The sequence below is a fragment of the Nitrosovibrio sp. Nv4 genome (genome assembly GCF_900215485.1).
In the GTDB taxonomy this organism is placed as follows: Bacteria; Pseudomonadota; Gammaproteobacteria; order Burkholderiales; family Nitrosomonadaceae; genus Nitrosospira.
This window is the reverse complement of record NZ_OCMZ01000001.1, coordinates 650,339-675,703: the sequence shown is the minus strand read 5'-3', so window position 1 is coordinate 675,703 and position 25,365 is coordinate 650,339. Positions and strand designations below refer to the sequence as shown.

21 protein-coding genes are annotated in these 25,365 nt (G+C 52.7%); 5 read left to right on the top strand and 16 right to left on the bottom strand.

The window, feature by feature from the left end; all coding sequences use genetic code 11:
- Nucleotides 1-12 precede the first annotated feature (12 nt).
- The 6 genes from CRO05_RS03050 to CRO05_RS15440 all read right to left on the bottom strand — a co-directional run bounded on the left by CRO05_RS03050 (nt 13) and on the right by CRO05_RS15440 (nt 4,893).
- Entirely contained in the window at nt 13-1,410 is a 1,398-nt protein-coding gene (locus CRO05_RS03050; protein ID WP_097065757.1) for a TIGR03013 family XrtA/PEP-CTERM system glycosyltransferase, read from the bottom strand.
- A 795-nt stretch (nt 1,411-2,205) separates the two neighbouring features.
- Nucleotides 2,206-2,871, bottom strand: a complete 666-nt coding sequence (locus CRO05_RS03045) for a response regulator transcription factor (protein ID WP_097065756.1) — start codon at nt 2,869-2,871, stop codon at nt 2,206-2,208.
- A 27-nt stretch (nt 2,872-2,898) separates the two neighbouring features.
- Nucleotides 2,899-3,384, bottom strand: a complete 486-nt coding sequence (locus tag CRO05_RS03040) for a response regulator transcription factor (protein WP_097065755.1) — start codon at nt 3,382-3,384, stop codon at nt 2,899-2,901.
- A gap of 190 nt (nt 3,385-3,574) precedes the next feature.
- Nucleotides 3,575-4,360, bottom strand: coding sequence for a serine protease (locus CRO05_RS03035; RefSeq protein ID WP_097065754.1), 786 nt, complete (start codon nt 4,358-4,360; stop codon nt 3,575-3,577).
- A gap of 81 nt (nt 4,361-4,441) precedes the next feature.
- Nucleotides 4,442-4,699 (bottom strand): DUF2024 family protein, encoded by a 258-nt coding sequence (locus tag CRO05_RS03030; RefSeq protein WP_097065753.1) that lies wholly within the window; start codon nt 4,697-4,699, stop codon nt 4,442-4,444.
- A gap of 38 nt (nt 4,700-4,737) precedes the next feature.
- Nucleotides 4,738-4,893: a hypothetical protein gene (locus CRO05_RS15440; protein ID WP_159462691.1), complete on the bottom strand. Its 156-nt coding sequence runs from the start codon at nt 4,891-4,893 to the stop codon at nt 4,738-4,740.
- Nucleotides 4,894-5,041: 148 nt separating this feature from the next.
- Here CRO05_RS15440 and CRO05_RS03025 point away from each other — a divergent pair, with 148 nt between their 5' ends.
- Nucleotides 5,042-6,730 (top strand): OprO/OprP family phosphate-selective porin, encoded by a 1,689-nt coding sequence (locus tag CRO05_RS03025; RefSeq protein ID WP_097065752.1) that lies wholly within the window; start codon nt 5,042-5,044, stop codon nt 6,728-6,730.
- Between the two features lie 85 nt (nt 6,731-6,815).
- Here the strand turns inward: CRO05_RS03025 and CRO05_RS03020 are convergent, their stop codons facing one another.
- Both CRO05_RS03020 and CRO05_RS03015 read right to left on the bottom strand, forming a co-directional pair.
- Complete coding sequence (locus CRO05_RS03020) at nt 6,816-9,947, bottom strand: DUF748 domain-containing protein (protein ID WP_097065751.1); 3,132 nt, start codon at nt 9,945-9,947, stop codon at nt 6,816-6,818.
- Between the two features lie 133 nt (nt 9,948-10,080).
- Nucleotides 10,081-10,470, bottom strand: coding sequence for a DUF2784 domain-containing protein (locus CRO05_RS03015; RefSeq protein WP_181319854.1), 390 nt, complete (start codon nt 10,468-10,470; stop codon nt 10,081-10,083).
- 404 nt (nt 10,471-10,874) lie between these two features.
- Between CRO05_RS03015 and CRO05_RS03010 the strand changes: the two genes are divergently transcribed.
- Complete coding sequence (locus CRO05_RS03010; RefSeq protein WP_097065750.1) at nt 10,875-11,852, top strand: sulfite exporter TauE/SafE family protein; 978 nt, start codon at nt 10,875-10,877, stop codon at nt 11,850-11,852.
- A 470-nt stretch (nt 11,853-12,322) separates the two neighbouring features.
- The gene (locus CRO05_RS03005) at nt 12,323-13,048 is read left to right on the top strand and encodes a DUF2490 domain-containing protein (RefSeq protein WP_097066633.1); all 726 of its coding nucleotides are present in this window, start codon (nt 12,323-12,325) and stop codon (nt 13,046-13,048) included.
- Between the two features lie 215 nt (nt 13,049-13,263).
- On the opposite strand, the gene CRO05_RS03000 is transcribed toward CRO05_RS03005, so the two are convergent.
- The 4 genes from CRO05_RS03000 to CRO05_RS02985 form a co-directional block, all read right to left on the bottom strand.
- Nucleotides 13,264-13,815 carry a TlpA disulfide reductase family protein gene (locus CRO05_RS03000; protein ID WP_097065749.1) on the bottom strand — a complete coding sequence of 184 codons (552 nt, stop codon included), beginning with the start codon at nt 13,813-13,815 and terminating at the stop codon, nt 13,264-13,266.
- Between the two features lie 118 nt (nt 13,816-13,933).
- Nucleotides 13,934-15,889, bottom strand: a complete 1,956-nt coding sequence (dsbD, locus tag CRO05_RS02995) for a protein-disulfide reductase DsbD (RefSeq protein ID WP_097065748.1) — start codon at nt 15,887-15,889, stop codon at nt 13,934-13,936.
- Nucleotides 15,890-15,905: 16 nt separating this feature from the next.
- Entirely contained in the window at nt 15,906-16,235 is a 330-nt protein-coding gene (gene cutA / locus CRO05_RS02990) for a divalent-cation tolerance protein CutA (RefSeq protein ID WP_200814296.1), read from the bottom strand.
- A complete protein-coding gene (locus CRO05_RS02985; RefSeq protein WP_097066632.1) occupies nt 16,198-17,181 on the bottom strand; it encodes an SDR family oxidoreductase in 984 nt (327 codons plus the stop codon). Before CRO05_RS02985 ends, cutA begins: the two co-directional genes overlap by 38 nt.
- A 57-nt stretch (nt 17,182-17,238) precedes the next feature.
- Between CRO05_RS02985 and CRO05_RS02980 the strand changes: the two genes are divergently transcribed.
- Nucleotides 17,239-18,279 carry a CDP-6-deoxy-delta-3,4-glucoseen reductase gene (locus CRO05_RS02980; protein WP_097065746.1) on the top strand — a complete coding sequence of 347 codons (1,041 nt, stop codon included), beginning with the start codon at nt 17,239-17,241 and terminating at the stop codon, nt 18,277-18,279.
- A gap of 99 nt (nt 18,280-18,378) precedes the next feature.
- Here the strand turns inward: CRO05_RS02980 and CRO05_RS02975 are convergent, their stop codons facing one another.
- From CRO05_RS02975 to hemC, 4 genes are read right to left on the bottom strand one after another with little or no spacing between them, the layout of a single operon-like run.
- On the bottom strand, nt 18,379-19,590 hold the full coding sequence (locus CRO05_RS02975; protein WP_097065745.1) for a heme biosynthesis protein HemY: 1,212 nt from the start codon (nt 19,588-19,590) through the stop codon (nt 18,379-18,381).
- Nucleotides 19,587-20,648, bottom strand: a complete 1,062-nt coding sequence (locus CRO05_RS02970; protein WP_097065744.1) for a uroporphyrinogen-III C-methyltransferase — start codon at nt 20,646-20,648, stop codon at nt 19,587-19,589. The genes CRO05_RS02975 and CRO05_RS02970 overlap by 4 nt, the downstream gene beginning before the upstream one ends.
- Nucleotides 20,645-21,448: a uroporphyrinogen-III synthase gene (locus CRO05_RS02965; protein WP_097065743.1), complete on the bottom strand. Its 804-nt coding sequence runs from the start codon at nt 21,446-21,448 to the stop codon at nt 20,645-20,647. The genes CRO05_RS02970 and CRO05_RS02965 overlap by 4 nt, the downstream gene beginning before the upstream one ends.
- Nucleotides 21,445-22,410: a hydroxymethylbilane synthase gene (gene hemC, locus CRO05_RS02960; protein ID WP_097065742.1), complete on the bottom strand. Its 966-nt coding sequence runs from the start codon at nt 22,408-22,410 to the stop codon at nt 21,445-21,447. Before hemC ends, CRO05_RS02965 begins: the two co-directional genes overlap by 4 nt.
- A gap of 125 nt (nt 22,411-22,535) precedes the next feature.
- Here hemC and ppc point away from each other — a divergent pair, with 125 nt between their 5' ends.
- On the top strand, nt 22,536-25,349 hold the full coding sequence (gene ppc, locus CRO05_RS02955; protein ID WP_097066631.1) for a phosphoenolpyruvate carboxylase: 2,814 nt from the start codon (nt 22,536-22,538) through the stop codon (nt 25,347-25,349).
- Nucleotides 25,350-25,365: the final 16 nt, after the last annotated feature.

The window sequence follows — 25,365 nt, the reverse complement described above, 5'->3', positions numbered from 1 at the left end:
GAGATTCCCGAATCATCTCCCGCCCTTACCCAGCACAACAACTTCAACGGTATCTATCAGAATAATGACATCCAGGAACAAGCTATGGTTCTTCACGTAGTACAAGTCGTACTGAAGCTTTTCGATGGCGTCATCCACGGACGCGCCATACCTGTAGCGGACCTGTGCCCACCCCGTGATTCCCGGCTTGATGCTGTGCCTTACATTGTAATAAGGAACTTCCATGCAAAGCTGGTTTACAAAATATGGCCTTTCCGGACGAGGACCGACGAAACTCATATCCCCGTTTAAAACATTGAATATCTGTGGAAGCTCGTCAATTCTCAATTTTCGGATAATTCTGCCCACGCGCGTTACGCGAGGGTCATCTGCTGCCGCCCATTGCGGTTTCCCGCTCTTCTCCGCATCATTTCGCATACTGCGGAATTTTAGAACCATAAATGTTTTCCCGCCTTTTCCAACCCTTTCCTGTCGGTAAAAAACGGGCGCACCGTCCTCAAAAAGAATACAGAGAGCCGTGACGAGCATTACAGGTAACGTAACAGCCAGAAGAACGCCGCTCGCAGCAAGGTCGAAAATACGCTTGATACCGGATCTGAGGAGACTTTGATCGAACCCCCCACCAAAAACCAGCCAGCTCGGATAAAGGGAATTCAACCGGATCTGGCCCCGTTCCCGCTCGAAGAAAGCGGCTGAGTCGGTCACTTTTATTCCGTTCAGCTTGCATTCCAGCAGGTCTTGAATAGGGAAGCAGCCGCCTCTACGTTCCTGAATCGCGATGATGATTTCCCGCACGCCGTAGCGGTTGACCAGCGACATTAACGAATCCACTTTGGGCAAGACAGCGGAGGCTGGGACATGAAGCTCTTCATCTGGCAGCGGGACAAAACCAACGATCTGGAATCCCCGGCGGACAGGGTCATTTTTAGCCTGTTCGATGAATTCCTTTGCCTTGCTGCCTATGCCCAGGACGACCGCCTGAGATTCCAGAATGCCCAAACTTGACCACTTGAGAAAAGCGGCTCGCGTCAGGAGAATCCCGGGCAACGCAAGAAACATTACTAATCCCAGTATGCCCCGGCCAAGATAGAGGTCGGGAAGCAGATAAAAAATCAGGGTCGTTACTCCGAACCCCAACACCATGGATGGCATGAGACGGAATAAAGTGTCCTTGATATCCAGTCGGGAATCGAGTTGATACAGCCCCATGACCGACATGGACACAATCATGACGAAGGTGAAGGTGACGGCCTCTGGAAACAGGGATGAGAAAGAGAAGGGAAAGAGTTTAACGGGATCAAAAAAACGAATAGCGGCTCCCAGATAAACCATAAACATCAGCACGCAAACTTCCGCACTAATAAGCAGAATGACCGTTCTGGAAATGAAATGGTTATAGATACGAAACAATTTTCTTCCTCATCAGTGCTCTGCCACACTTTTTTTCTATGGGTCCGCCTGATGGCGGTATCGGTTGCTTGTCTGGTGCTCGTGCCGCGCCTGCATCACAGTTTACATCCGACTAAACGCTTGGGGCCTCGGCTAGAAACTTCGTTTCCTCTCGTTATGCTGCGGAACACCTGTTCTGAGAAGATGATTTGGCCTGTCGACAATCCCGAAATATAGCCTGAGCAGTCGTTTTTTGCCTTCCAGATACAAGAAACGTGACTTTCCTTTCGCAATGGATTGCTGAACTGTCACGGCGATCAAGCACCAACCCATCATTTCAGCCAATTGCAATAACTGGCCTACCAGAGATAAGTCCCTAATTTATGAAAGCATTATATGAGATGATTCTTCCAATGAGTAGTCATCTTTGCGCCAGGCAACAAGCGCATCATATCAACTTCACCAGCAAGAACAATTGGACCTTGGTACGCTAATGGAGGGACGGGCCTTCGGAGGTTTTCAAACCGCTTGATTTTTCCCGGGATGGCTTGAAAGGGGACGATATGATTGAAGAATAAAGCAAAGCGAATCCCAATTGATTCGAGTTATCGGTCTGCGGAGATGCAGCATGAAAGCGCCCAGGATGGAAGCGGAACGGCACTATTAACTGCCCCCGGAATTGGGTCGTCGATTCAGTTACAGGCGGGTTCCTGTTGGCAAATATCGACCTATGCCAGGTGGAGATTTTTCAGATTAGGACTACGAATACGAACGATCAGAATGAAACAGGCAAGCGTAAAGGGTAAAGGCATAATACTAATGTTCTATTTGCGTCGGGTTGCGTGAGGATATGGAACCTTTTACAATCAACGCCAGCTTGAGCCGGTCGGCAACGTCCAGTTTGCGAAAAACCTCGGTCAGATGGGCCTTCACTGTGCGCTCGGTAATAGCCAACCGGCGTGCGATCTGTTTGTTGGTTTCACCATTTCCGACAAGCGTCGCAATTTCGTACTCGCGCCGAGTCAGATTTGCGAGTAAATCGCCTACGGCCTGCTTGATCTTGTTCTTTTCCCGCGTAATCACAACCAGTTCATTCAGCAGATGCCAGCTAAGCGTACGTCGTATCCACAGTTCGCCTCGCTGAACAGCTATAACGACATTTTTGAGCTGCTCAGGTTCGATATCTCGCCGGCAGCATCCCCTTACTCCCGTCCTGAATAATCCCCACTCTACCTCGTCGCCTATCGCGCCGCTCAAGATAACGACTTTAGTCTCCGGATTCAATTTCATGAGGGCCGCAATTCCGCTCGGCCCATCCAATTTGGGCAAATCGTGATCGAGCAAGAGGACTTGAGGCTTTATCCGCACCAGTTCATCCCTGAGCGAGGCAAGGTTGGTTGAGCAGAATACGGGAGCGAGGCTATGCACCCCCTGTTCCCAGCCATACAAGTCGTCCTGGGACGAACTAGCAAGCAAAATCAAGAATCTCTCCCATCAAAATTCGTGGTATCAATGCAATACCTTATCCATAATTTTACCCAGCATTTTACGTGTGACCCAGATCTCACCGCGATCAACCACACGCACAGCCTTTAAAAAATAAAATGGATCCGCTTCGTGGCTCAACCAACCACGCGCGCCATTAGCCAGAGCTTGAATTATCTGCTCCTCCTGCGCCGCCCTATCGGTTAATAACAGCACAAGTGTCTCCGGACATTCGCGGTGCAAAGCCTCCAGCAAGGCAAAGTCTCCATAGATAATCTGATCCAGATTGACAAAAAGGATGCGAGGCTTGAGCTGGCTGATTCTGGCAACTACCTCGTCAATTGCTATAACGGCCGCAGGGGGCTCAAGTTGAGGATCGTTTGAAATATCGCTTCCAGCGTGCATGACATTTGACAGCACCCTGATGCCCGGTCCGCCTTGCAGGAACTGTTCTAATTTTGTTCGCCTCCCGGAGTCTGTATCCGCTATTGCCACGGTAACCATTTGCATCGTTTCTCCTTCCAGCCCGCTCGTCAATTATTGAAGGTAAAGAAGCTGTACCATTCATTCACTCAATTACCTTTCAGGCCATTTTGCGCTCAACCCCTAACCCTGTTTACAATGGTCCAGGATCGGAGCCCATGAACAGTACAGGGTGTCATGAAATGGGGCCTTTAAAACAGTTCGTGTTCATCACTGATTACTTGTGCTGCAGCAGCTCGCGGATATAGTTGCCGGGAATGGCATATGTTATGCCGCTCGGATTGCTGAGCGCAGCCTCCTTTTTACCCTTTACAAATACCATATTGATCACGCCGTATACCAGCCCGGTTTCAGGGTCATAGAGAGGGCTTCCGCTGCTACCCGGATAGGCAGTGCCATCCAGTTGAAATACTGCGTAAGCGGGTTTTTGCAACTGGCTGATCATCTTCGCATTAAGTTGCCTCGAATTGTGCGCAGGCAAAATGATCGGCGTAATCGAGGAAACCATGGCGCGGTGAGTGACCGGATAAAATCCCAGAATCATACCAATCGGGAATCCCGTAAAAATGAGGGTCTGTCCTTCGCGGACCTTGCTCGCGTCCCCCAGTTGCATGGCGGGTAAGGCCTCCCCGCTGATTTTTAGCAACACCAGATCATGATCCTTATCGATCGCGGCGACGGTTGCTGCCCTGAGTTCCGGTTTTTTTCCCTTGCCTGTAATCACCGTATACGACTCATTGTTCGCATTATCCAATACCTCTGGAACAACATGCGCGTTGGTGATTACGTGAAGGCCATCGTCCAGCACAAAACCGGTACCCAGAAAATTTACCGGTGGCGACCGCGTTTTCTGGACAGTTCCTATTCCGACTATCGATGGTTTGACATGTTCGATAGTTTTGACAAGCTCGCTCCCCCACAGCGGAGAAACAAATACAAGACAGAAAATACCGATGTTAATACGGCAGGCGAACAAGGTCGGGAGAGTGTGCCGAATATTCATCGTCTTTCAAATTCATTCGCCGTTTCTACCCCCACGATTCTCTCATGCTCATGCCGTCTTCCTCTTGAGCGCGAATGAGAACTAACTGCACCCTTCCATCTTGTAGATGAAATATCCATCCTTGTTGATTGCGTCAGCAACATTAGCGGGGGCACTTTGACTGTGGCAAAAATTGCACTCTCTATTGGTCACTGCGGCATCGCCTTCACCAATGGAAGTTAACCACTGTTTCGCGTATTCGATTGCTTTCTTGTCGTCTTTTACTGCGGTAAACACATCAAAGTGCATCGTGTGGCCATCTTTAGCTTTGACATAGGTGTCATATACGTGAATTTCCATGCTGTTCCTCTTCAACGGTTATGGATGATGGAGCGAAGCTAGACCGGTTTACTCAATAGCTCAAGTAACGACGCATAGACTATCACGGCGGCGAGAAAAGTGGAATGCACGACATGTCCATAGGAATGGATGCCGTATTGTCTATGGTCAATACGTTTTTCAGGACCGGCCAATCCCGCAGTAGCTTGCTTCAAATTACCCGCCTAAATATTCCCTAGCCCAAACTCATCATCTTTGTCATAAAACTGTTACAAAACTGTTACAAAACTGCAATCAAACAGACATTTTCCCGCAGTATTCTCCCACCAGTTTTTTTATAAACAAACCGAGAAGAGAAAACTGATGAGACTATCCCGACTTACCTTAGCGATCACCGCCGTGTTAGGCTCGAGTGTATCCACCGCGGCTTTTGCCATCGACCTTTATGTCGATACCAAAACCGAGCAGATTTATGCAAAACCGGGGCCCGGCCGCGTGCATATGGGCTCTTTTGTGAAAGAAGATGCGGCAAAGCCGGCCGGCAATATGACAGACAGGGCCGGAGACAAGGCAGTTGCCAAGACAGGTGACACCAGGGCAGACAGCACGGCTGATAGCGCAACCGAAAAGACCGACGCGGCAGAGGTAATGGCCCTCCGCAGGGACATAGAATTGAAGGCCAAAATGCGCGAAGCGCGTCTTGTCAGCGATATGGCCTCGCTCGAAGAGCGAGTCAAGGAAACCGAAAAAACCAAGATGAAGTATGGACCAGGGTTGCATTTTGAAAGCAAGGATGGAAATTTTACGGCGGCGATTGATGGACGGCTGCAAGTCGACTCTCAATACAATATTATCAATGATGTCCAGTCGCCCGCTGCAGAGGACCGACCTTATGAATTAAATAGCGGCGCCACCATCCGGCGCGCCCGTCTTGGTGTTGAAGGGACGTTTTACAAGAAGTGGGATTATAAATTCGAGTACGATTTCAGCCGCGGAAATGGCGCGGTGACGTCCGGGATCACGGATGCTTTTATCCGTTATAACTTCGACAATCCCTTGTCAGTCAAGGTAGGCTCGTTCAAGGAACCGTTCAGTCTGGAAGAAGCTACCAGTAACCGCTTTTATACCTTCGTTGAACGTAATATGGCCGTCAACACGTTCCTCGATAACCCCAACGTCTATAAAACCGGTGTAGGCGTCAACTACGCTGTCCCGCGCTGGCAAACCGGGATAGCGTTTCAAACCGAACCGGTTGGCAGCTGGTCCAGCGCCGCCACATCGATTAACCCGAATGGCAACAATAGCCGCAACAATGGTTCGGGCGACATCAGCTGGGCGAGCACAGGGCGTATATCGGGCAGGCCGTGGCTGGAAAGTGAAACCAAATTCTTGCATATAGGGGCTTCGGCATCGCACACCAGAGTCAATACCCAATACTTCGGCAATGGCAATTTTGCGAATGGCGGGATGAGTTTCGGCGCATTTCCAGCCGTCAACGTGGATCGTACCAATGTATTGAACACCAGCAACTTGAGCACGGGAAACAAGAATGACCCTGACTCGCGCCGGGTAGAAAGTTACAATCGCTGGGGAGCGGAAACTGCCCTGGTTTATGGGCCCTTTTCGGCTCAGGCGGAGTATCTGCAGACAGATATTTATGGCCATGGTTATAGCGGCGAGTCGTTGTTCGGCTATTACGGCTATGCCAGTTATTTTCTAACGGGTGAATCGCGAACCTATCACGTCAAGAATGGCGCCTGGAATCGATTAAAGCCCCACCAAGCCTTTCAGTTGAACGGCCCGGGTTGGGGCGCTTGGGAAATTGCTGCTGGTTATGACTATCTGAATATGAACGATGGGGTAATCCGGGGAGGGGAGGCTGATCTCGTCAAATTCGGCCTTAATTGGTATCCTCATTCGAATATGCGCGTAATGACCAACTATGTTCATGTGCTGGATGTCAATACGGCCGGGGTTACTGACAGACGCAGTGCCGCCTTCAATAATGCCAACCTGGACGCGTGGGTAACGAGGTTTGCAGTTGAGTTTTAAGGCAGCGGGAAGTACGGTCGGCGGCAAGCGTGGATTGCGAAGATTTCCGGTATTTCCGGAAATCTTCGGCAAATGGCTGAGTGGCTCACCTGAGCGAGAATTCCACCCCGCTGCCGGATTTCGTGCCGCCAGCTTCCGCCTCGATTTTTGGCGCAAGCACAAACATTCGATCACCCGAAACGCCGCCATGCTCGATTAGCCAGTCTCGTACGGTCATCGCGCGGAGCGCGGCAAGTTCCCGCATTTCGCTGTCCCCCGCGTCGATGTTTGCCAGCATTAATTGCTCCATTTCGGGTACCGGCAGGCTTTTTGTAAGCCCAATCACATTCTTTGGCTTCTCGAATTTTTCTTCTTTGTAGGCTAGAGTCAGATACTTGGCATACTCCTCGGGTTCCAGCTCGACCTCATCCAGAGAACCTGCCGCCTCTCCCTTTTTTACCTTCTCCGACAGCTTTTTTGCTTTAACTCGACGTTCAAGAATCGTATGTTTCAGAGCTTCAGGATCATTTGAGGGATCCGCCCGGCCCGTGATCTCGAGTTTGAGGGCGGGCCGGTCTGCCAATGCCTTCGACAACGTCTCAAGGCGTTTCTCGGCTTCGGACGTAAGCTGTGCCTGACCCGGTAAAAAGGTTATTTCGGATAACTCTTCACCTCCAAAAAGTGAGCCCAGCATCGCGAAAGGCGCGGTCACAGCTTTTGTAAGCAGATTGATGATGGCATTGACTATTACTCCACCCAGGCTGAACTGCGGGTCACTGAGGGAGCCGCTTATTGGCAGATGAACATCAATTTCTCCCTGTCTGTTTTTTAGCACTGCCAGCGCGAGATTTACCGGAATAGACAGCGCATCCGGGCTTTCAATTTTTTCGCCGAAAGTCAGTTGATCAAGGAAAATGTTGTTTTCCGCCGTCAATTCCCCTTTTTCGACGTGATAATGGATATCGACCGATAACTTGCCTTTTTCAATTGCGTAGCCAACATATTTGCCGGAATAAGGGCTGAAAGTGGGCATATCGATGCCCTTTGCCGAGGCCGTGACGTCGAGGAAGAGCTCGCTCCCCAATGCATCGACTTTGCCCACGATTTTTAGTGGAGCCGTTTTATCCACGGCGCCACGTATATCGATTTCTCCAGACTTCCGGGGATCCAGAGGACCAACCCGGCCGGCAAGACCCGTCAATCTTGCCCGATAGTTGGGTTTGATGAATTGGTCGTTGAAATTGACGTTTCCTCCCTGCATCACAATGCGTCCGATATGAACGGGAATGCGCTTGCGAGCTGGCGGCTGCGACGCATCTGTCGCGGTAGTCTGCGTAGCCTTGGCGGAAGCAGCTTGCTGCTCCACAGGACGCGGCTCGGCCGGAACTGCTTGCGCTGGCGTCCGTCCGCTATCGTCCTGTCGAACGATATGCTTAAGATTAAGTTCTCCTTCCGGAGAGAGTACGACACGGGCAAAGAAATCGGCAATCGCGATAGACGCTATATCTACGCGCAATGGTTCATTAACAAACTTGATGTCGTTAATGTCAAGACTTCGCCAACGCATGAGATCCGTCGTGCTGACCTTGTCTAGAACGTTGAAATTGGTAAAACGGCCCTTGCCGTTTACCGCCACTTTTAATGGCGACCCATCTGCGTTGATGTTGCCATGGAAGGATGCGGCGCCTTGCGTGAGCAGTACATTCAACCGGTCACCCGCCCAACCCTGAAGCGCGACCAGGTCAACATCGTTGGCATTTACCGCGAAATCAGCCGCTAATGGCGCCCAAGCCAGAGAACCATTTGTTTCAACGCTTCCATGTTGATTTATTGCTGCTTTCAGCACCAGTTTCAGTGGCGCTGCGCCACTGAAGTCGATGTCGTTAATGGTCAAATCCAGTGGATCGACAACCATTGGCGCTACGTTTATCAGTGTATCGTCTTCAAAGCGCAAGGCCGCGGCGGTTAACTTCAAGCTGCCAAGCTGTGCCGCCCATGGCTTCCCCGTCTCCGCTTTAGCAGGGGACTCCGGCACCGATTCAGTCCCCGGCGCCTGCGCAACAAGTTTTACCAGGTCGAGGCGGCCATCGGCCTCGCGGCGCGCGGCGGCTTTGAACCGATCCAGCACCACTGCGCCTATGGCCACACTCTGCCGTTTGGAATCGATCACGACCTCATCCACACTTAACGTCGGCAGCCTCAGCACCGGATCCGACTCACCTTTTCGAACCACTGCGGCTTCGGTCAAGGCCAGTGCGGCATGCGATGGTTTCGACCCGTTGAGATTGATTTCAGTCAACTTGACATCGAGCTGGTCGAGCTTTGCGCGATAAGGCATCTCCGCTGCCTGATTCTCGATTTCCACTCCCCGCAGCGCCGCCCGGCCTGTCAAAACCATACTTGGGGATTCCCCGGCAACCTGGGTAAAAGTCACCAATAAATCGCTGTCAAAATAGCCTGAAAGCAGACTGATGCCTGTCGGGATCGGTGAATATTCATCTATATTGGTCAAATCGACGTCATTGAGCTTGAGCTCAAGCGTTGCTTCGCGATTTTCAGTGAAAGGTCGCAGTTTACCGTTCAGGGTGAGCGGCGCCCCATTGACTTTGGCGCTGAAATGCGGCTCGACCCAGGTTTCCTCATCACTTTCAAAGTTGGCAATAAACGGTACGCCGACGCGGATCTCGGAGATTTTCTGGCGACTCTCTTTGAGTCGATCGACAAATTCGAACTGTCCATCTTCAATAACAATGTTGCTCACGGAGAACATTGCTTCATCGCCTTTATCGGCCTCGTCGGGCCGTTTCATCAAATTTTCGATCAGGTCTGTAATATTGAAACGGTTTTCGGCTTCCCGAACCAAACGCAGCGCGGGTGCCTTTAGCGATACGGAACTGATCACCGGTGCACGGCGTGCAACAGAAGCAATGCTGAGATTGGTATACAACTCGTCGAGCGAAAAAAGAGCCTTCCCGGCGTCAATACCCGATTCCTTTTCGCCGATGCGGAAACCACGCACCGTCAGCTCCAGCGTATAGGGTTGAATATCGATTGATTGCACTGTCACCGGCCGCTGCAGGGCTTCTGACAGGGCATTCTCGAGCTTGTTTTTGGCGTAGCCCGGCAGCCAGAAATAACCCAGCAGTCCGAACAGGACAATGACAGCAACAAAAATGCCGAGGCCGATACCTAAACGTCTGTGGCGGGCGAAACGATGAAGGAGTGTTCTCGCAGACATGTTCGTACGATTTCCTGGAGGTGGTTCTAGCAGCGACAAAAAAGCTTGAGAGCAGAAACCTCAACCTTTTCGAGCCCAACTTTACGCTTAGCCGAAAGATGGGTCAATTATCCCCGCAGAAATCAAATGTGATTCATGGATGAGGCTTACGAGGGCGCGGCGGAACCAGCCTGAAAGTAATGATGACCAGAAGCGCAAACAATACATAAACTATTGGAAATACCCATTCCGGAATCTCATAGAAGAGGATGCGATGCAACCAGCGTTCAATGAAACCAGCGCCGGTCGGCCTGTTGCGTAAAGTGTCTTCCAGCCATGTGAGCGGACATATCATGCCAATGAGCGACTCGGCGGCAACGTACAGGATAGCGGCAAGATGCGCAAACCGAAACCGGCGGTTGCGCACTAAACGTGATCTCATCCTTGCACCGACCCAGATCAGCGGCAAACTGCCGACGACAAATAACACGAACATGAAATGAATGATAAGTACAATATCAGCCAGCAGGCCGCCAAGGTTCATCGTAGAGTACAAAATCTATTTATGAATACATGGGAACCCTGAGCCGTCCCTTGCGGATCGCCAGACCGGCAAACAATTGCAAAATGGAATGATCAGAGACGCGCGATACTAACTTCAGCCTAGTCGATGATGCCAGAGAGTGCAACGCGGTGCGCCCAGTTTTCCCGCAATCCGGAGGTCGAGGCCCGGCTTAAGCTATCGCCAGACGCAATTAGATAGGGCCCAGTCATCCACTGGTTTGCTATTGGCGCTTGTCCTGCGCGGAAAATGCCGCGCTTTTTGATCTCTCTCCTCCTCAAGGCCGGGAAAACAAAAGAATAAACATATTCTATTAGGTTATTTCTTCATAGCTGCTCGTATCGGTATAGTGTTGCGACATATGGAAGAGGCAGGAAACAAAGCTTATGAAGATTCGCAATCTGGATCTGACCGGTAATCCGATAAACGTGGAACACCAGCAGTTGGGGCTTCCTCCTGTTGAGGAACCCGTCTCCCATCCTGGCGCCCACCCTCTCCTTCAGGCTGCGGTGTGGTTCGTTGTTGTGGTTATGATCGGGTTGGTCCTCTTTTTGACTGGGCGTTTTTTTATTTCCAATAACTGGTTCGGCGGTTGGCAAATTATTGGCGAGACACTCAGCGGCACGATGTTCTGGAGCGCGGTACTGGTCGGGTTTTTTGCACAAGTGGTGGACGGCGCGTTGGGCATGGCTTATGGCGTGACGGCAACGACGTTCCTGCTGGCGACGGGCGCCACTCCCGGTGCGGCGAGCGCCAGCGTTCATATCGCCGAGATTTTCACCACCGGCGTTTCAGGAATTTCGCACGTAAAATTCGGTAACGTAAATAAGGCGTTGTTTATACGTTTGCTGGTGCCGGGAATTCTGGGCGGCATATTGGGTGCAGTACTGGTGACCCAGGTCGATGGCGCTATGTTCAAGCCATATATCTCCACGTATTTGCTGCTGCTGGGTATTTACATCCTCAGCAAGGCGTTTCGCCCGCTACGCTTGCGCGACGATGCTCCCAGGCACGTCGGGAAACTGGCGCTATTTGGTGGTTTTGTCGACGCAGCGGGCGGCGGCGGCTGGGGTCCGGTGGTGACATCAACATTGATGAGCTCGGGAAATGATCCCCGTACCACCATCGGCTCGGTAAATTTCGCCGAGTTCTTTCTGACGCTGACAGGCGCCACCGTTTTTACATTGCTGATGGAAACAAATACATGGTCCATCATCGTGGGACTGGTATTTGGCGGATTGTTCGCGGCACCGTTCGCGGCAGTGCTATGCAAGAAGCTCCACGCGCGCACGCTGCTTATACTGGTGGGGACGTTGATTATCATTATCAGCTCATACAATCTATACCGAGCCCTTGCTGTCTAGCAAAAAACGATTCAATCTCCGGCGTTCCCCGAGCCCGTTGGGGCGGAATGAAAAAATTTCGCGAACGCGGCCACTGTTATAGAACCGTCCCCCTGTTGTTCAGATAGCAAAACTTCTGCTCTGAATCCATGATTTTGATCATGTCAGGTATGGTTTTTTATGAATTATGCGCAAATTTACACTCATGTCCCCACTTAAAATACGTGCTTCACAATTTTCTCACATCTACATGATGCTTTCTTGACGTGTGTTGTGATAATTTCACGCAAAATTCACTTTTAAGTAACAGATTGCTATTTCGGACAGATGGTTTAAGGGCGCGAGATATCGAGCGCATCTGCATCAATCCTAACGCGTCAGCCTGCTTTACGGCCGTGCAACGCATCGTCATCATTCTGCGAGGGCGCAGTTTTCAGCGACTCGTTTCCCGTTCTTTGAAATTATTTTCCATATCAAATGAAGGAGAGCACGTGCGACAAAACATTTTTACGGCGTTAGCGCTATCGGGTCTGATACTTCTTTCCAGTCCAGTAGCTGCTCAAGAGTTTGCGGACGATTTATCGGATTTCCAAACCTGGGGTAACATCACGGCTACCGGTAATTTCGGATTCGTCAATCCAGATAACCCAACCTTGAAGAAAGTACTGTGGTGGGCGGAAGGACAAGGGCGTTTTGGCGACAATTCAAGCAAGTTTTCTCAAGCCCTGATACGACCCGGCCTGGGTTACAAGATTAACGACACTACCAGTATCTGGGCGGGATACGCCTGGGCCCCAACCTCGACACCATTTGTCAGCGTTCCGTTTGACGAGCAGCGAGTGTGGCAGCAATTATTATGGAGCGATAAATTTTCGTTCGGGAAAGTCACCGCTCGCAGCCGTCTGGAACAACGCATGGCTCCCCGTCTCGGGGATGATGTCGGCGTGCGTTACCGGCAGCTGCTTAAACTCGCGGTACCGCTGACTTTTGCGCCAGGCTTCAGCTACATAATTCAAGATGAGGTTTTCGTCGCCCTCAACACTAACGATTGGGTTTCTAGAAGAGGTATGGATAACAATCGGTTCTTTACCGGAATCGGCTATGCCATCAATAAAAATATCACAACCGAAGTCGGCTATATGAACCATTATGTTATCAGGCGGGGAGCTAACCTGATGGATCATATATTATCCGCTAATCTTTTCTTGAACTTTTAAATGACATGCTGCCACGGAGATCAGGGAGCTTGTTCTTCCTTTCTTCGTGGCGATCAATGGCAGAATATGACATCGGTTTGAACGTGCTACCGTTTGTCAAAGATGCGCTTCCAAACCAATTTCTCTCCTGAGTATCCAGAAACATCGAAGTAATGAAGCCCCACCTACAAACCAATCCGGCTGGGATATTTTAACGCTTGAAAACAAGGCCGCGTCTACAGTAAGGGCTTGACCATGGATTCAAGTTTATCCTGGCTGAGGCGGCCCAATTTGGTTCCAATGATTTTCCCGCTCCGGTCAATAACAACCGTGAAAGGGAGCGCCCCCTGGCGATTTCCCGCTGCGTCGGCCAATTCCATGGCTTTCATATCGCCTACCAGCACCGGATAATTGATCCCTATCTCCTTGCTGAAAGCGATGGCTTTTTCTTTCTGATCCACTGCAATACCGATAAAAATCAGTCCACTATCCCTGAATTTCTCCTGCAGTTCGATGAACTCCGGAATTTCCTTGCGGCAGGGTTCGCACCAGGTCGCCCAGAAATTAATGACCATGACTTTGCCGCGCCATTGCGAGATGGCCTGATTCGTGCCCTGAAGATCGGGCAAGCTCGCGGCAAATATCGCCTCGGCCCCTTTGGTTGGCACCGCTGCGTCAGCACCAGGCTCGGCATTACCGTTCATCAGGTGGCCGCGCAACAAAAAACCGGCAGTCACTGCAAGCACTGCGATGCCTGCATACAACAACGTCTGTTGCAATTTCGTCATTTAGTCATTAACCCCGAGGAAGATAACTTCATAAATCCCGTGGCCGGATCCACACCAGGCGAATACACTCACTCGCGCAAAAGGCGTATCAATGTATACAGTGGATTGAACGGGGCGCTTAGATCAACACGGCATTGAGTATTTTCAGAAAGCTATCCGTGTCCTGGTACCCAATGAGCCTGACTCCCTTGATCTCACGCCCCTCGCGATCCAGGAACAGTATGCCGGGGGGGCCGAAAAGCTTGAAACGCTTGAGCAATGCGGCATCATCAGGGGTTCCGGCGGTAACATCTACCTGCAACAGTACCACGTCTTTCAGCCGCGACTGCACTTTCGGATCGGTAAACGTGAAGCGCTCCATTTCCTTGCAGGAAATGCACCAGTCGGCGTAGAAGTCCACCATCACGTATTTATTTCTCGACTTGAGAATATGCTGTTCAAGTTCCGCTACCGACTTCACTCTCTGAAATGGTAAATGCCCCGCTTGCTCGGTCCCATTTTTTTCCATTGCAGCCGCATCAACTGCGGCGACGTTTATCTTCGAAAGTGGCTGCAGGATATCGCGGCTGCCGGAAAAAACGCCGATCAGCAGGGCAATCCCCGTCAGCAGCGCGATCATGCCCAGACCCTTCAGGAATTTCTGAAAGCCTGAAGCACCCGGACGCAACGGGTCGACGGCATGTAAATAAATGGCTGAGACGATCAATAGCGCAGCCCAGAGCAGCATGTGCACCACCGCCGGAATCACCGGGGATATCAGCCATATTGCGACTGCCAGCAACAAAACACCAAAAGACTGTTTGACCGCCTCCATCCATGGACCCGCTTTTGGCAACAGCGCCCCTGCGGATGCGCCCAATAACAGGAGTGGCACGCCCATGCCCAAGGCCATGGCAAACAGCGCCGAGCCGCCCAGAACCACGTCTCGCGTCTGACTGATGTAAAGCAATGCGCCGGCCAGCGGGGCAGCCACGCAAGGTCCGACAATCAGTGCGGACAATGCTCCCATGCCAAATACACCCGTCAGATGCCCTCCTTTCAAATGACCTGCCTCCTCGGAGAGTTTGCTCTGAAGAAAGGTGGGCAATTGCAATTCGTAGAAGCCAAACATGGAAAATGCCAGCGTTATAAAGACCAGCGCAAACGCCCCGAGAACCCAGGCGTTTTGCAAAGTTGCGGACAGCATCGCGCCGGAAAGCCCCGCTGCTACGCCAGCGGCGGCGTAAGTAAGCGCCATTCCCATAACATAGGCTAACGACAGGATAAAACCGTGTGTCTTTGTAATGTGCTCTCCCCGTCTGGCAATGATGCCCGATAAAATGGGAAACATCGGAAATACACAAGGAGTAAATGCGAGAAGCAGGCCGATCCCGAAGAAACCGGTCAGAATCAGCCAGAAATTGCCGGTCTCGAACATTTGCTCTATTTTGCTGGATTCCGTCTCGATGGCAGGCGACCCACCCGGCGACGGGGACTGGAACAGTTCTGCGGCTGGATCCGGCTTCGCTGCTGACGAAGTCGACGCCGCGGCTGCATCCCCACTTACGGCATTGGCGACCGCGCCGGCCGCGGCTTTCGCCACGGGAAGGGTCAGTTCAACGACTTTGTTGATAGGCGCATAACAAACGCCTATTGGCTCGTTGCATCCCTGATAAGTCGCAACAAGCGTCAACTTTTCTGTTGAAGAGGGATCGCGCTTCAAGGAGATCAGCGCTTCGAACGGCTGATAAAAAACCTCCACTTCCCCAAAAGTAAGATCGCTCTTGACTTTCCCCTGAGGTAGAGAGATTCTCTCGATCGAGGTCTGGGTGTTTTGCGGCTTGAACGCAACCTTGTCTTTATAAAGATAATAGTTTTTTGCTGGTTCGAACTGCGCTACCAGCGTATTCTCGTCCCGGACCTTGACAGTCAATTTGAAAGCCTGATCCGGGGGAAGCAATTCCTGTTCGTTTTGCTCCAGGCTTGCGCCAAGCTGTTTTAACCCGGAAAGAAAGCCGGAAGCCTGCCTCTCCTGGGCGAAGAGATTTACGCTGCAAAAGCAGATCAATAGCAGGAAATATCGACTCAAATGCATGGAAAACCGGTTTTTTTCAATTGTTGGCTGGAGTTAACGTTTCGTCCGCAATCCACTTCAAATAGGCGGGCAATCCGCTGCTTATTGGGACAGCAATGATTTCGGGTAGTTCGTATGGGTGCAGGGACGTTATCAATTGCTCCAGCCGGACGTAATGCCGCGCAAGCGTTTTGATCAGTACCGGAACCTCTCTGGTACTCTCGGTTTTCCCCTGCCAATGATAAACAGAAGTGCATTCGGCCAGTACATTGACGCAGGCGGCCAATCGCTCGTCGACCAGTTTTTCAGCAAGCAATATAGCCGCTGCTCTATCGGGCAGATTGGTAAAGATGAGTATCGGTTCCATCGCAATTGCTATCGGCATTCCTTGAAGCAGATCGAATTTTACTATTTTCCCAGGCATTCACTACGGCGCACCTTGCAAAACACTCGGCCACAGTGGGATAGCGAAGATTCACGTGCAACTCATGCTTGATGCGTGTGTTGATCAACCGCCGCGATTCCCGCATGAACGATAACATGCCTGAAGATATGCGCCCCTCCGCCTGGGCTCGGGCGATGCGTGGCGGTCGTGGCAGAGCCATCCTGTCTGCCACCAGATCGAAGTACTCGCCCATTTTCAAGTCTGAATCGTCACTGGCATGATAGATCCTCCCCGGCTTTGCATGGCGCAGCGCGGCAAAGAGGATATGCGCGAGATCCTCAGCGTGTATGTGGTTTGTGTAGCTGTCTTCTTCCGGCAATAGCGCGGGAACGCCCTCGCGCAAACGGGCGAGCGGTAGGCGATCGTCCGCGTAAATTCCTGGCACACGAAGGATTGACACATTCACGCCATTGCGCAGTCCCCAGTTGCGGACCTGTCTCTCTGCATCGGCACGGCGCCATGCGCGTCCTGTTTGGGGATTGATCGAACGGGTTTCATCTATCAGCGCACCTTTGCAGTCACCGTATACGCCACTGGTGCTGATGTAAATAAGCCGTTGTGGTAATATTGCCCCCTTCATCTTTGGCCGTTTTGTCAGTGCTGCCAGGAGATTCGCAGTACGGGTATCTCGCTGACCGCGAGCAGGTGGTGGAGCAAGATGCAGAACTGCATGAGCTCTCCCACCCAGTTTGTCAAGAGTGCGGGGCGCGTCGAGATCTCCAAACACTGGCGTAATTCCGTGCAAACGCAACGAAGCTCTTTTGTCCGGCGTCCGGTACAGGCCCAGCAACCGATAATGCGGCTGAAGCAGGGGCGCGGCGCGCAAGGCGACGTCGCCGCTGCCGACAATTAAAAGCGTCCGTTTCATGGTATTCATTTTGTTTGCGCCGGTTATCCTTGTCTTTACTGAACCATTCGTAATCAGATGCCGCATCAAATTACTATCGAGCCTAGCGGGCATGTTTTTTTCGCCCAACCCGGGGAAACCGTGTTACAAGCCGCGCTTCGCGAAGGTTATCCGCTTCCCTATGGCTGCCGAAACGGCGCCTGTGGTACTTGCAAGGGCAAAATCATACAGGGAAAGGTCGATTTCGGCAGCCATAATGAAAGTGCGCTAACGGAAGTGGAGAAGCAGGCGGGGATGGCACTGTTTTGCTGCGCAATCCCATTATCGGAGCTTGTCATCGAATGCCGGGAAATCGGGGCAATAAAAGACATTAAAATCAAGATGCTGCCGTGCCGCGTCCACAAACTGGAACGGGTCGCGCCTGACGTAATGATTATTTCCCTGAAGCTTCCAGCCAACGAACGCTTGCAGTTTCTCGCGGGTCAATATATCGATATTCTCATGAAAAATGGCAAGCGCCGGAGTTTCTCGCTGGCAAATGCGCCTCATGACGACGAACTGCTCCAGTTACATGTACGGAATTACCGCGGCGGCGCATTTGCCGAGCATGTATTCACGCAGATGAAGGAGAAGGACATTCTGCGTTTTGAAGGGCCGCTCGGCACCTTTTTCCTGCGGGAAGATTCGGATAAGCCGATTATCTTCGTAGCCAGCGGCACAGGATTCGCGCCGGTTAAAAGCATACTCGAACATATCTTTCACGTACAAGACTTCCGCGCACATGAGCGGCAGATGGTCCTCTACTGGGGCAACCGCACCAGGGCCGATCTCTATATGACGGATCTGGCGGGAAGCTGGCAGCGGGAACACGACAATTTTACTTTTATCCCTGTACTATCCGAGCCCCTGCCAACGGATAACTGGAATGGAAGGACGGGTCTGGTACATGAAGCCGTGCTGCAGGATTTCGATGATCTCGCCGGATATCAGGTATATGCTTGCGGCACGCCGGCGATGGTCGAAGCCGCGCACCGGGATTTCACCCGCCTGCGCGGCCTCCCGGAAGATGAGTTTTTTTCCGACGCATTCACGACTTCGGCAAGCGAACCAAAACCCTGATTTTTCCGCGTCATCGGTGCTCTGCTGCAATCCCCAAGAGTTGTCCCGGCGCGCTGTTATTTGGCATAAAGCGTCGGGGCGGCGCGAGTCGTTGCCGGTTTACTCCTGCGCCAGCGCGTCGAGTCGCTTCAATGCGAGTTCCAGACCCTTACTATAATGATCGCCAGCCAATTCAGGCCGGCCAAGTTTCTCGTTCAGTTGTGCTAACGCGAGATGCGCCGGGTAATCCGGTTCCACCGACAGACTCGCCTCCAGATAATTTTGTGCTTTGCCCCATAGTTCGCAGTGGACGCAAAGCTTGCCCAAAGCAAGCAGCAGAGATGCGTCGTTGGGATGAGACTTAAGCCACGCTTCGGCGCGTTCAATTTGCCTGATGGCATCGTTACCCGTACATTGTGCATACAGCTCAGCTAATTCGGAATCCCATTGGTTATCCAGACTCTCCTCAATAATCTGACGAGCGGTTGCAGAGTCGCCCATTGAGATATACGCACGCGCAGCAGCGGCGGCGAGCTTGCCGTCTTTCTTATCGGTTGAAGAGGTATTTTGCCAATACTCCTTCAGTGCCTGGGGATTCAGCCTTCTGCTTTTGAGACTTTCCACATGGGCGCGGCGTCTCAGCTGCCTCACCAGCTCCATGTCAACGGCATCACGCTGCTCCAACTCCCGCAGCAGATCCAGAACGGCATCCCAGTTTTTTGATCGCTGCTGCGCTTTAAGTTCCAGCCGCAGTGCGGCGGTAGGCTGGCGCGTCCCCGTTGTGGTCAGGGACTGCAATATTTTCAGTGCCTCATCGGGTCGGTGCTCATCCAGCAACAATTCGGCTTGTGTCATTAGCCGCAGCGTTATCTCTTTCGGTGCATTTCTTTCCGCTAAGGCAATAAACTCATCACGTCGGGAATATTTTCTCAGTTCATGTGCGGAACGGGCAGCGACCATGGCATTAATCGCGTTAACGGCGGGAGACTCTTTCAGTTCCAGTGCGGCAGAGGAAGCTTTCTCGGCCTGGGCGTAGCGCCCTTCAAAGAACGCCTTGAGCCCGTCAAGCATTCTCGTACGTGCTTTCTCGTGGCGCCTGCGAGAACGGAATTCGCCCACCTCTGTTGGCAATCGCAGGGTAATGACAGCCAGCCGCACGGCGAAATAAGCGATAAAAATTACCGCCAGCAGTAACACGGCCAACAAATTGAGCGATAGCTCGACGCGATAAGGTTGAGCCACGACCAGCACATAACCATTGTTGTATCTGGCGGCGAGTGTCACCGCCACGGCAACGGAAAACAACGCCAGAAGCCATAGCGCCCACTTCATCTAATTCCTCGGTCGCGTGCAATCCGATAGTTGCGAACCGCATCGAGACTGGCAGAAATACGAGGCAATTCAATACCCACTTCGCTGTCTTGCAACTGACGCAGTGCTTCAAGCATATCGATGACGGATTTCGATTCATTGTCGAAATAGCGGCTGATCCATTCTACAGATGCATCGAGATCAGCCTTGAAGCTCGCTACATCGCGGGCAAATAGTGCGTGCCGAGCCGACAGCAGGCGCAACTTTAAATTCTCTCGCAGGAAATATGCCTGTGATGGCGATAGCAGGGCGAGATCCGGTTGATTCATATACTGGACCCGCACCAATCGCTTTACGTCTTCCCATGCCTCACGCGCGAACCTGAGCCATATATTTTCCGTTGCCGGAATTTGATGCGGGGAGGAGGCGGTTTCCGGTGGACGAAGTTCCATCTTCAACGGCAATGCATCGACCGAGGCCGCCAGATTGTCCAGACGCAGGCTGATCCCCACCGTGTCCACATAGGGTGCCGATTTCAGAAGATCCATGTCCTGCGCGAGGATCTTGCGCAATGGGGATAACTGGGGGCGGTCAATGCGCTGCAGGCGGGCATCGGCCTCTTGCATGGCGATCAGAGCAGCCTTGACATTGCTTGCCAGCTGCAACTGTTGATTGGCAATAAGAAGCAGTTGTTCCACTTCCTCCAGTGTTGCCTCATCGCGATTACGCGTAAGCTCCTGGTACAGCGCCTCCAGCGCCAATTGCTGGCTCTGCGATTCAGCCAGCTTGGCTTCCAGCAAGTTAACCTTTGTTTCTACCCGACGCCCTGCCTCGGTTGCCTCCGCCGCCAGGTTATGCGACTCTTTATCCGAAGCGTCCGACTCGGCCAGCCGTTTTGCCAGCTCATGCTGCAATCCAGCGATTTCATGACGGGTGTCGTACCACTGCCATGCCATTACCGGGATAAAGATCAGAGCAAGAAGCAAAACAGGGCTGATGCGCCCGATCAATCCCTGAGGCGGCCTCTTACGCGCTTCATGTGGCTTCCCGGCCTCGACAGATTGAGTTTCTGCACTCATGGTTTCGTTGAAATACGATTTTCGCCGCTGGCTTCTGGCTGAAAGTAATCCAACAAGCCTTCCATCAGCCCATCATCGCCGGCAGAGGTAAGGATCACGTGGGTAAATCCCAGTTTCCTCGCGGTTTGAGCTATGCGCTCGTGAGATACAAACAATGGCGTTTTTCGGAGCCACGCCTGACCGGATTCACCAACCATGTCGCATAAATTGCGCAACCCTTCACTGCTGGTTATCGTAATCACGGTCATTTTTCCACTCGCCCGGGCTCTCGCTAACAGAGCGGTATCCGAATGCGGCTTGACCCGGCGGTAACATTCTGCATATTCAAGGGTGGCGCCCCTTTTCAGCAAATTTTCCCCCAGCACTTCCCGTCCCCTGTCGCCGCGAAAAATTACGACGCGTTTGCCTTCCATTTGCCTTAATTCAGCCATGTCAAGCAACGCCTCGCTATCGAAACGTGTAGTCGGGGCGATTACGGCATTAACGCCAAAATTTCCCAGTTCCCGCACGGTCCCCTGGCCAACCGCCGCAATTTTAAGCCCGGTGGGCAATGTCCGCTTTTTCAGTATCAGACGCATTGCCTTATTGACCGCGTTGGGACTGATAAAAATTGCAAGGTCGAATTCGTCGAGACGTTCGATCAAATCCAGCAGTGGATGCTGATTCGTCGTATCCAGAATCTCCAGCACCGGAAATAAAACGGGATTACCACCTGCTGCGCGTATGCGGTCAGCAAGCTCGCCGGCCTGATGGGCCGGACGCGTGACCAGGATATTGGTCCCGGCCAGCGGTTTGGTCACGGATGGCTCACGGGCTCGGTCGCTCTCGATCCCAGCGCCGTCAGAATTTCTTCCGCGCCCTGTACCTTCAAATTCTGCGCCAACTGCGCGCCCATTACCGTCCCAGCTTCCGGATCGCCACTCAATTCATCACTTATCATGCGCATTCCATCCTGGCTGGCGACGAATCCGCGTAATCGCAGTATACCTCCGGCAATTTCAGCAAAGCCTCCCAGGGGCACTTCGCAGCTTCCACCCAACGCGCGGCTCATGGCGCGCTCGGCCTCAACGCACTGAGCAGTAGGCAGATGATGCAGCGGCTTCATCAACTCGATCAAATCGGTTCGATCGGTCCGGCACTCGATGCCCAAGGCGCCTTGGCCCACTGCCGGCAAACTCAGTTCGGGACTTAACAGTGCGGTAATGCGATTGCCCAGTCCCAGTCGTTTCAAACCTGCGGCCGCTAAAATAATAGCCGCAAACTGTCCCTCATCCAGCTTGCGCAGTCGCGTCTGCACGTTGCCGCGCAAGGGCTGCACCTGCAAATGCGGGAAACGCGCGCGCAGCTGGCTTTCGCGGCGTAGACTGGAGGTTCCCACCACACTGCCGGTCGGGAGCGAATCGAGCGTGGTATATCGATTGGAAATAAAAGCATCGCGCGGATCTTCGCGTTCGGCGATGGCGGCCAGCGCAAATCCAAACGGCATATCCATCGGCACATCCTTCATGGAATGCACGGCGATATCGGCGCGGCCATCTTCCAACGCCTGTTCCAATTCCTTGATGAATAATCCCTTGCCACCAATTTTGGAGAGGGATACATCCAGAATCTGATCGCCGCGGGTAGTCATAGCGGATATGCTGAATTCCGTTTGCGGGTATAATTTCGTAAGTCGATCCCGAATGAAATTTGCCTGCCACAGGGCAAGGACGCTTTCCCGCGTCGCAATAACGATTTTTGGTGGTATGGATGAATTAGGCATTATTATTACAATGAGAAAATTACGGAATTGCTGCTGGCATCCATTTTAGCATGCCGCGCGCCAAAGCTGGATTGAAGCGCGCGAGGCATCCGCTCGTATCTGCCGTTAAGAAAGAGGTTACGTTTATGAGTTCCCTTGCTTCCCGAAGCGGAAATTTCGATAAAAATCACAGCAATGATAAAGATCCGCCCGTGAAGGACGATCCCCTTCGTGAGGATATCCGCCTGCTGGGGCGCATGCTGGGCGATACCTTGCGTGAGCAGGAGGGAGACCCTACTTTTGATCTGGTCGAAAACATCCGCCAGACCGCGATTCGATTTCGCCGCGAGCAGGATCCGACGGCACGGCAGGAAATGGATATGATGCTCAATCAGTTGAGCAACAAGGCGACGGAAGCGGTCGTGCGCGCATTCAGCCAATTCTCGCAACTTTCCAACATCGCCGAGGACATGCATCACAACCGCCGTCGGCGCAGCCATCTTCGGGCCGGATCGCCACCGCAGGCAGGGAGCGTGGCATTGGCGCTGGATCGGGTCTTCAACAGCGGGAAGGACGGCGCCGCATTAAGCAGATTCTTCGCCAAGGCGGTCGTCTCACCGGTGCTGACGGCGCACCCGACCGAGGTGCAGCGCAGAAGCATACTCGATTGCCAATTGACCATTGCGCACCTGCTGAATGAGCGCGACCGCGTCCAGCTTACGCCGGACGAGTTGCGCAGCAACGAGGACGGGTTGCGCTCCGCCATTCAGATATTGTGGCAGACTCGCATGCTGCGTTCGCAGCGCCTCTCGGTGTATGACGAAATCAAAAACGGTCTGGCCTATTATCATTACACTTTTCTTACCGAAGTACCCCGTCTGTATGCGGAAATCGAGGATCTGCTCGAACGCCGCATGGGAGCCCACGCGCCGCATATTCCACCGTTCCTGCGCATAGGCAGCTGGATAGGCTGCGATCGGGATGGCAATCCATTTGTCACCCATGAGGTAATGCTGCATGCAGCCGAGCGTCAATCGGCGCTGGCGCTCGATTTCTATATGGGTGAAGTACATCAGATCGGCCGCAAGCTAAGTCTGACGGAGCGCCTGGTGAATGTGGATGAGGCATTGGCCAAACTGGCAGAGGCGTCGCCCGACCGGGCGACCAGCCGTGCCGATGAGCCTTACCGGCGCGCGCTGATTGGCATTTATGCACGTCTCGCTGCTACCAGCCAGGGCCTTGGTCACGTAATCCGGCAGCGGCGTCCGGTAGGACCCGCCGCGCCCTACAGGGAAAGCATGGAATTCGTGCGGGAGCTCGATATCGTCATCCATTCCCTCAAGCAGCACAAGTCGGAATTATTGGCGCGCGGTGAACTGCGTCACCTGAGACGCGCAGCCGAGGTTTTCGGGTTTCATCTCGCGCCGCTGGATATGCGCCAGCACAGCAATGTACATGAGCAGGTAGTGGCGGAATTGTTCGAGTACGGCGCCAATCGCACAGGTTATTCCGAATTGACCGAGACGGAACGTGTCCAGTGGCTGCTGACAGAGATCAGCTGCCCCCGTCCCCTGCGTTCACCTTATCTGGACTATTCCGAACTCGCTCAGAGCGAACTGTGCATTTTGCAAACAGCGGCGGAAATTCAACGGCGCTTCGGCCGCGCGGCATTGCCAAATTATGTTATTTCCAAAGCCGACGGCATTTCCGACATACTGGAGGTTGCGCTGTTGCTGAAGGAAGTGGGCCTCTTGCTAGCCGGAGAAAAACCGCATCTGCATCTCAATATCGTTCCATTATTCGAGACTATCGCGGATTTGCGCGGCTGCGGCGTCGTAATGGACGAGCTGTTCTCACTACCGTATTACCGCAAACTCCTCGCATCACGCGGTGATGTTCAGGAAGTGATGCTGGGTTATTCCGATAGCAACAAGGACGGTGGGTTCCTGGCCGCCAACTGGGAGCTTTACAAAGCCGAAACAGAGTTAACCAAGGTTTTCGCCAAGCACAAGGTTGAATTGCGTTTGTTTCATGGACGCGGCGGCACAGTCGGGCGTGGCGGCGGCCCCAGCTATCAGGCAATACTGGCTCAGCCTCCGGCCAGCGTCAATGGACAGATACGAATCACGGAGCAGGGCGAAGTCATCGGCAGCAAATATGCCGACCCGGAAATTGGCCGGCGTAATCTTGAAACTTTGGTAGCGGCCACAGTCGAGGCTACGCTGCTGAGCCACGATCCTCTTGGTCAACGCGCCGCTGATTATTATCACATCATGGAAGTGCTGGCAGGCGACGCGCTCGCAGCTTATCGCAATCTGGTATATGAGACGCCGGGGTTTACACGCTATTTTCAGGAATCGACTCCGATAAGGGAAATTGCTGGTCTGAATATTGGCAGCCGCCCGCCGTCCCGGAAGAAATCCGACTTGATAGAAGATCTGCGCGCGATCCCCTGGACATTCAGCTGGAGCGTCAATCGCGCCATGATTACCGGTTGGTACGGCTTCGGCACGGCTGTAGAAATGTTTGTCCAGCGCGAAGGCCGGGGTGCAAAGGGCCTGGGGTTTTTGCAGGAAATGCATCGTACCTGGCCGTTCCTGCAAACACTGCTATCCAACATGGATATGGTGTTGGCCAAAACCGACATGGGCATTGCCTCACGCTACGCTGAGCTTGTTACTGATATTGACTTGCGAGAAGAAATTTTTGGGCGCATACAGAGAGAATGGGGTTTGAGCGTAAAATGGCTATTTGCCGTGACCGGCCGCACCGAGCTGCTGCAGGACAATCCTACGCTCGCCCGCAGCATCCGCAATCGCACGCCCTACATCGACCCACTCAATCACCTTCAGGTAGAGCTGTTGCGCCGCTATCGTTCCGGCGATTCCACTGACGCGGTGAAGCGCGCGATACAACTCACCATTAATGGGGTGGCGGCCGGGCTGAGAAACAGCGGGTAAGGCTTTATATGAGCAT

What these genes read in the sequence shown, in the direction of transcription:
- CRO05_RS03040 (WP_097065755.1), bottom strand. Translation starts at nt 3,384, where the DNA reads ATGCAAATGGTTACCGTGGCAATAGCGGATACAGACTCCGGGAGGCGA.
- CRO05_RS03035 (WP_097065754.1), bottom strand. Translation starts at nt 4,360, where the DNA reads ATGAATATTCGGCACACTCTCCCGACCTTGTTCGCCTGCCGTATTAAC.
- CRO05_RS03030 (WP_097065753.1), bottom strand. Translation starts at nt 4,699, where the DNA reads ATGGAAATTCACGTATATGACACCTATGTCAAAGCTAAAGATGGCCAC.
- CRO05_RS03025 (WP_097065752.1), top strand. Translation starts at nt 5,042, where the DNA reads ATGAGACTATCCCGACTTACCTTAGCGATCACCGCCGTGTTAGGCTCG.
- CRO05_RS03020 (WP_097065751.1), bottom strand. Translation starts at nt 9,947, where the DNA reads ATGTCTGCGAGAACACTCCTTCATCGTTTCGCCCGCCACAGACGTTTA.
- CRO05_RS03015 (WP_181319854.1), bottom strand. Translation starts at nt 10,470, where the DNA reads ATGAACCTTGGCGGCCTGCTGGCTGATATTGTACTTATCATTCATTTC.
- CRO05_RS03010 (WP_097065750.1), top strand. Translation starts at nt 10,875, where the DNA reads ATGAAGATTCGCAATCTGGATCTGACCGGTAATCCGATAAACGTGGAA.
- CRO05_RS03000 (WP_097065749.1), bottom strand. Translation starts at nt 13,815, where the DNA reads ATGACGAAATTGCAACAGACGTTGTTGTATGCAGGCATCGCAGTGCTT.
- dsbD (WP_097065748.1), bottom strand. Translation starts at nt 15,889, where the DNA reads ATGCATTTGAGTCGATATTTCCTGCTATTGATCTGCTTTTGCAGCGTA.
- cutA (WP_200814296.1), bottom strand. Translation starts at nt 16,235, where the DNA reads ATGGAACCGATACTCATCTTTACCAATCTGCCCGATAGAGCAGCGGCT.
- CRO05_RS02985 (WP_097066632.1), bottom strand. Translation starts at nt 17,181, where the DNA reads ATGAAACGGACGCTTTTAATTGTCGGCAGCGGCGACGTCGCCTTGCGC.
- CRO05_RS02980 (WP_097065746.1), top strand. Translation starts at nt 17,239, where the DNA reads ATGCCGCATCAAATTACTATCGAGCCTAGCGGGCATGTTTTTTTCGCC.
- CRO05_RS02975 (WP_097065745.1), bottom strand. Translation starts at nt 19,590, where the DNA reads ATGAAGTGGGCGCTATGGCTTCTGGCGTTGTTTTCCGTTGCCGTGGCG.
- CRO05_RS02970 (WP_097065744.1), bottom strand. Translation starts at nt 20,648, where the DNA reads ATGAGTGCAGAAACTCAATCTGTCGAGGCCGGGAAGCCACATGAAGCG.
- hemC (WP_097065742.1), bottom strand. Translation starts at nt 22,410, where the DNA reads ATGCCTAATTCATCCATACCACCAAAAATCGTTATTGCGACGCGGGAA.
- ppc (WP_097066631.1), top strand. Translation starts at nt 22,536, where the DNA reads ATGAGTTCCCTTGCTTCCCGAAGCGGAAATTTCGATAAAAATCACAGC.